Here is a 5040-nt window from a genome sequence, read left to right as displayed (position 1 = left end):
TGGATCACCGCCGCACGCTGCGGACGATGGGCATCCCGCTCACAGAGGCGGTGCGGGCCTTCCTCGGCCTGGTGCGCGAGGCCGCGAGCCACCTCCCCGTGTTCTCCCTGCAGCGTCCGGTGACGCTGGGGGAGCGCTGAGGGTGAGGGTGTTCCCTTCCTGTACCCCTACCGTGTGTGCGCCGCGCCTGCCGTGCTTCCTGTGCTCACCGGCCGAGCTCGCGAACCTCGTCGGGGGAGAGCTTCACGGTGGCGGCGGCGGTGTTCTCTTCCAGGTGTGCGAGGGACGAGGTGCCGGGGATGGGGAGCATGACGGGGGAGCGGTGCAGCAGCCACGCGAGCGCGAGCTGTCCCGGGGTGACGCCGTGGCGCTTCGCGGCCTGTGCGAGCGGGCTGGCGTCGGTGGCCAGTGAGCTGGCGGCGAGCGGGTACCACGGCAGGAAGCCGATGCCCTCCTTCTCGCACTCGTTCAGCACGTCCTCGCTGTGCCGATCCGAGAGGTTGTAGCGGTTCTGCACCGAGACGATGGGGACGAGCTTTCGTGCCTGGCGGAGCTGGGCCACGGAGACGTTGGAGAGGCCCACGTGGCGGATCTTCCCCTGCTCGCGCAGGCGCGCGAGCGTGCCCACGGAGTCCTCGAGGGGGACCTTCGGATCAATGGTGTGGAGCTGGTACAGGTCGATGCGCTCTACGCGCAGCCGACGCAGGCTGCCCTCCAGGTCCTTCGTGAGGTGCTCGGGGGAACAGTTGGGGTGCCACCCACCCGGGCCGCTGCGGGTGAGGCCCCCCTTGGTGGCGATGACGAGGCCGTTGGCGTAGGGGTGGAGCGTCTCTCCGATGATTCGCTCGGACACGTCCGGTCCGTAGGAGGCGGCGGTGTCGATGAGGTTGATGCCCAGCTCGACGGCGCGGCGCAGGACGCGCTTGCACGTCTCGGGATCCTTGGGCTCGCCCCAGATGCCCTCGCCGGTGATGCGCATGGCGCCGAAGCCCATGCGGTGGACGGTCATGTCACCGAGCCGGAACGTACCAGCGGCGGCGGCGGGGAGTGGGGTGGCAGCGGCCATGGTGGACCTCCGAGGCAGGAGCCGCGGACCTTAATGGGGACCGTGGCCCTGTGCTCGACTGTCACTCAGGGAGTTGCCGGAACTGAACGACGCGGGCGTTCCACCGCGGCCTTGAGCTGGCCGCAGCCCGCGTCGATGTCGATGCCGCGGCGCTGGCGCACGGTGCTCGGCAGCCCGTAGGAGGCCAGTACGTCCTGGAAGGCTCGCACGGACTCTGGGGAGCTGGGCGCACCGCCGTAGCCCACCGTGGGGTTGAGCGGGATGACGTTCACGTGAGCGTCCATGCCCTGCAGCAGTCGCCCGAGCACATGGGCCTGCTCCGCCGTGTCGTTCTTTCCGGCGATCAGCGTCCACTCGAAGAAGATGCGGCGCTTGCGCTTCTCGCTGTAGTAGCGGCACGCCTCCATCAGCTCGTCGAGCGGCCAGCGCTTGCCCACCGGCACCAGCGCGGCGCGCTCCTCATCGGTAGCGCCGTGCAGGCTGACAGCCAGGTGTACCGGGCGGTCCTCGTCGGCCAGGCGGCGGATGCCGGGCACTACGCCCACAGTGCTCAGCGTGATGAAGCGCGGACCGATGGACAGGCCCGAGTGGTCCACCAGGATGTCCACGGCCTCCATCGTGGCCTCATAGTTGTGCAGGGGCTCGCCCATGCCCATGAGGACGATGTTGCGCAGGGACTCGCCCGACTCGCGCAGGATGCCGGTGACGTGGAGCACCTGGGCGACGATCTCCCCCGGGCTCAGGTGGCGCACGAGCCCCATCTGCCCGGTGGCGCAGAAGACACAGCCCATGGCGCAGCCCGCCTGCGTGCTGATGCAGACCGTGGCGCGGCCCTTGAACCGCATCAGCACCGTCTCGATCGTCTGCCCGTCGTGCTGGCGGAGCAACAGCTTGTGGGTGTAGCCGTCGCTGCTGAACGCCTCGTGGTGCACGGCAGGGCGGCGCAGGCAGGCGCGCTCGCGCAGGAGTGCCACCAGCTCCGGCCGCAGCAGCCCATCCAGCGCGTCGAGCGACTGCACCTGCCGGCGGTACAGGGCCCCCCAGAGCGCATCCCGGTGGAAGGCGCTGTAGCCCCAGCCGGCGAGCAGCTCGCCCAGGGCGGCGCGCGGCAGGTCGTACAGGTTGACCAGGGAGGTGTTGGAGGGGGCAGGCTGCATGGCGCTATCGAGCGATAACACGGCACGGCGTGGGACTGCTTGGGGACGGCTGCCTGGAGACCGGGCTGACGGGTCGTGTCAGCGCTGCGTCGGGGCCAGCATGCTGTCGAGCTCCTCGAGGAACTTGCCGATCCGGCGGGCGTTGGTGCCCAGATCCCCCTTCCCCACGCGAGAGCGGGAGTGGACGTCGACGGAGACGCGCTCGCTGGTGGCGGTGCTCACGCGGATGGTCACATCGTCCACGAACTTGAGGAGGCGGGTACGTGCCTCTGCTTCCAGGAGGCCCGCGGCCGAGTCCAGCTTGATGACCTTCCAACCTTGCTGCAAGCCCGCGAGCTGCTGGATGGTGTTCCACACGGTCTCGCGCGACAGGGAGTAGAGGCGGGTCCGCAGGCGAGGGTCCTCGGCGGTGGGCGAGGTCTCGGCGACGTTCCGGGAGAGGGCGATGAACAGGCTCATTGCCTGCTGGACTTGCATGGGGGCAGCCGAGCGGTCAAGTCCTGGTTGCTTCTAGAGCAGGCAGCCAGGGGGGGCTCCTTCGGCGGCTGGCCTGCCGGGAATGGGGAGCGTGCCCATGTCTCCAGCATGGGTCTGGCGATTGACCGCGAGGAATTCTCCCCCGAGGACTACCGGCGCTTCTCGCAGCGGCTGACCGAGAACCTGGAGGCGCTGCGTGCGCTGCTTCGCCGTCCAGACTTCGGCGCGGGGCCGCGCACCGTGGGCGCGGAGCTGGAGCTGTTCCTGGTGGACTCCGCAGGCTTTCCGCTGCCGGTGAACCGCCAGGTGCTGGGGCAGACGGTGGACCCCCGGGTGACGCTGGAGATCGACCGCTTCAACCTGGAGTGCAACCTGCGCCCCTCTCCGCTGGCAGGGCGGCCTTTCACGGCGCTGCGCGCAGAGTTCGAGGACTCGCTGCGAGAGGTGCGCCGAGCGGCTGCCACGCAGGGGGCTCGAGTTGTTGTCACCGGCATCCTCCCCACGCTCCGGGAGGTGGATCTGGGCAGCGGCGCGCTGACCGGCCTGCCGCGGTACCGGGCGCTCTCGGCGGCCCTCCGGCGGCGGAGGGATGCGCCCTTCCAGGTGTCCATCGCAGGGGAGGACACGCTGTCACTCACCTGGGACGACGTGACCTTGGAGGGGGCCAACACGTCCCTCCAGTTCCACCTGCGGGTGGCGCCCGCGGAGTTCGCGCGTGTGTACAACGCGGCCCAGCTCGTCACTGCGCCCGTGCTGGCGGTGTCGACGAACTCGCCCCTCTTCCTGGGGCGGCGGCTGTGGGACGAGACGCGGGTGGCGCTCTTCCGGCAGGCGGTGGACGATCGGGGCGATCCACACGAGAGCGGCTTCATGCCCCACGCGCGAGTGACGTTCGGCCACGGCTGGGCACGCGAGGGCGCGCTGGAGCTGTTCTCGGAGGTGGTGGCGCTGTACGCACCGCTGCTGCCGGTGGTGGGGCACCAGTCTCCGCTGGAGTGTCTGGCGCGAGGAGAGCTCCCCGGACTGGACGAGCTGCGGCTCCATCAGAGCACCGTGTGGAGCTGGAACCGCGTCATCTACGATCCGAAGTGCGATGGCCACCTGCGTATCGAGTTCCGCGCGTTGCCCGCAGGGCCCACCGTGGTGGACATGGTGGCCAATGGGGCGCTGCTGCTCGGGCTGTCGCTGGGACTGGCCAATCAGATGGACGCCCTTCTTCCGGCGATGCCCTTCGTCCACGCGCGGGGGAACTTCATCCGGGCGGCGAAGCAGGGAATGGAGGCGGTGATGCTGTGGCCCACGGAGAACGCGCCGTCCCCTCAGCCGGTACCGGTGACGGAGCTGGTGCCGAAGCTGCTGCCTGTGGCGCGGCGCGGGCTGGTGGAGGCGGGCGTGGACGCGGCCGAGGCGGACGCGATGCTCGGCATCATCGAGGCCCGCGTGGCGGCGCGGCGCACTGGTGCCGGCTGGCAGCGCCGGGTGCTCGCGAAGCTGGAGGAGCAGATGCCCAAGGCGGACGCGCTGGCCACGCTGCTCGAGCGCTACCGCCAGCACGCCGAGGCTGGCGCACCCGTGCACGAGTGGCCGGTGGACTGAACCTCCGGGCTGAATCAGGAGGAGGCGTTGTTGCCCTAACGAGATGAGTCTTTCGTCTCAGGAGCCAGCGTCTTCATCAGGCCCACGGCGCAGGCCCAGCATCCGGCGCAGCTCCCGGGCGGACTGACGGCTCACCTCCACCGAGTGTCCCCGGGTGGTCCGCGCGATGTAGCCCCCTGTCTCCAGAGGCTCCAGCCGCGTCACATGCGTCAGGTTCAGCAGCGCGCGCCGGTGCACCCGCTGAAACCCCTCCACCGGCAGCTTGTCCACCAGCTCGTTCAACGTGAAGTCCGTGAGGAACTCGCCCTGCGTCGTGAACACCGTCACCAGCTCTCCCTCCAGCGTCGCGTGGGAGATGGTGTCCGGATCCACCAGGACGATTCCCTGCCGCGTCGGGATGGGCAGCCGCGCCAGCCCCTTCGCGCCCGCGGATGGCGCTCGAGCAGGCTCCTGCCCCTCCTTCGGCCCCAGCCGCGCCCGAGCCCGCTCCAGCGCCTTCTGCAGCCTCGCGGCCTCCACCGGCTTCAGCACATAGTCCACCGCGCCGTGCTCGAAGGCATCCACCGCGTGCTCGGCGTGTGCCGTACAGAGGATGACGCCCGGGCCGTCCTCGGGCAGCAGCGACAGCGCATCCAGCCCGCTCAACCCGGGCATGTGGATGTCCAGCAGGATCACGTCCAGCCCGCCCGCCCGCGCCGCGGCGAGCACCGCCTCCCCGTCCGCGGCCTCACCGCACACCTCCAC

Annotated in this window: 5 protein-coding genes; 1 reads left to right on the top strand and 4 read right to left on the bottom strand. The window is 70.2% G+C overall.

Going from position 1 to position 5040, the window contains the following annotated elements; all coding sequences use genetic code 11:
* Positions 1-205 precede the first annotated feature (205 nt).
* From VD972_RS15955 to VD972_RS15945, 3 genes are all read right to left on the bottom strand, one after another.
* On the bottom strand, positions 206-1066 hold the full coding sequence (locus VD972_RS15955; protein ID WP_324987783.1) for an aldo/keto reductase: 861 nt from the start codon (positions 1064-1066) through the stop codon (positions 206-208).
* 65 nt (positions 1067-1131) lie between these two features.
* Positions 1132-2223: a 23S rRNA (adenine(2503)-C(2))-methyltransferase RlmN gene (gene rlmN / locus VD972_RS15950; protein WP_324987780.1), complete on the bottom strand. Its 1092-nt coding sequence runs from the start codon at positions 2221-2223 to the stop codon at positions 1132-1134.
* 78 nt (positions 2224-2301) lie between these two features.
* A complete protein-coding gene (locus tag VD972_RS15945; RefSeq protein ID WP_324987778.1) occupies positions 2302-2682 on the bottom strand; it encodes a DUF1499 domain-containing protein in 381 nt (126 codons plus the stop codon).
* A gap of 126 nt (positions 2683-2808) precedes the next feature.
* Here VD972_RS15945 and VD972_RS15940 point away from each other — a divergent pair, with 126 nt between their 5' ends.
* Entirely contained in the window at positions 2809-4296 is a 1488-nt protein-coding gene (locus VD972_RS15940; protein WP_324987775.1) for a glutamate--cysteine ligase, read from the top strand.
* A gap of 57 nt (positions 4297-4353) precedes the next feature.
* Here VD972_RS15940 and VD972_RS15935 read toward each other — a convergent pair.
* A partial coding sequence (locus VD972_RS15935; protein WP_324987772.1) for a LytR/AlgR family response regulator transcription factor occupies positions 4354-5040 on the bottom strand: 687 nt, incomplete at its 5' end.

Source organism: Hyalangium sp., assembly GCF_035629615.1.
GTDB lineage: Bacteria > Myxococcota > Myxococcia > Myxococcales > Myxococcaceae > Hyalangium.
This window is presented reverse-complemented; position numbering and strand designations above follow the sequence as displayed.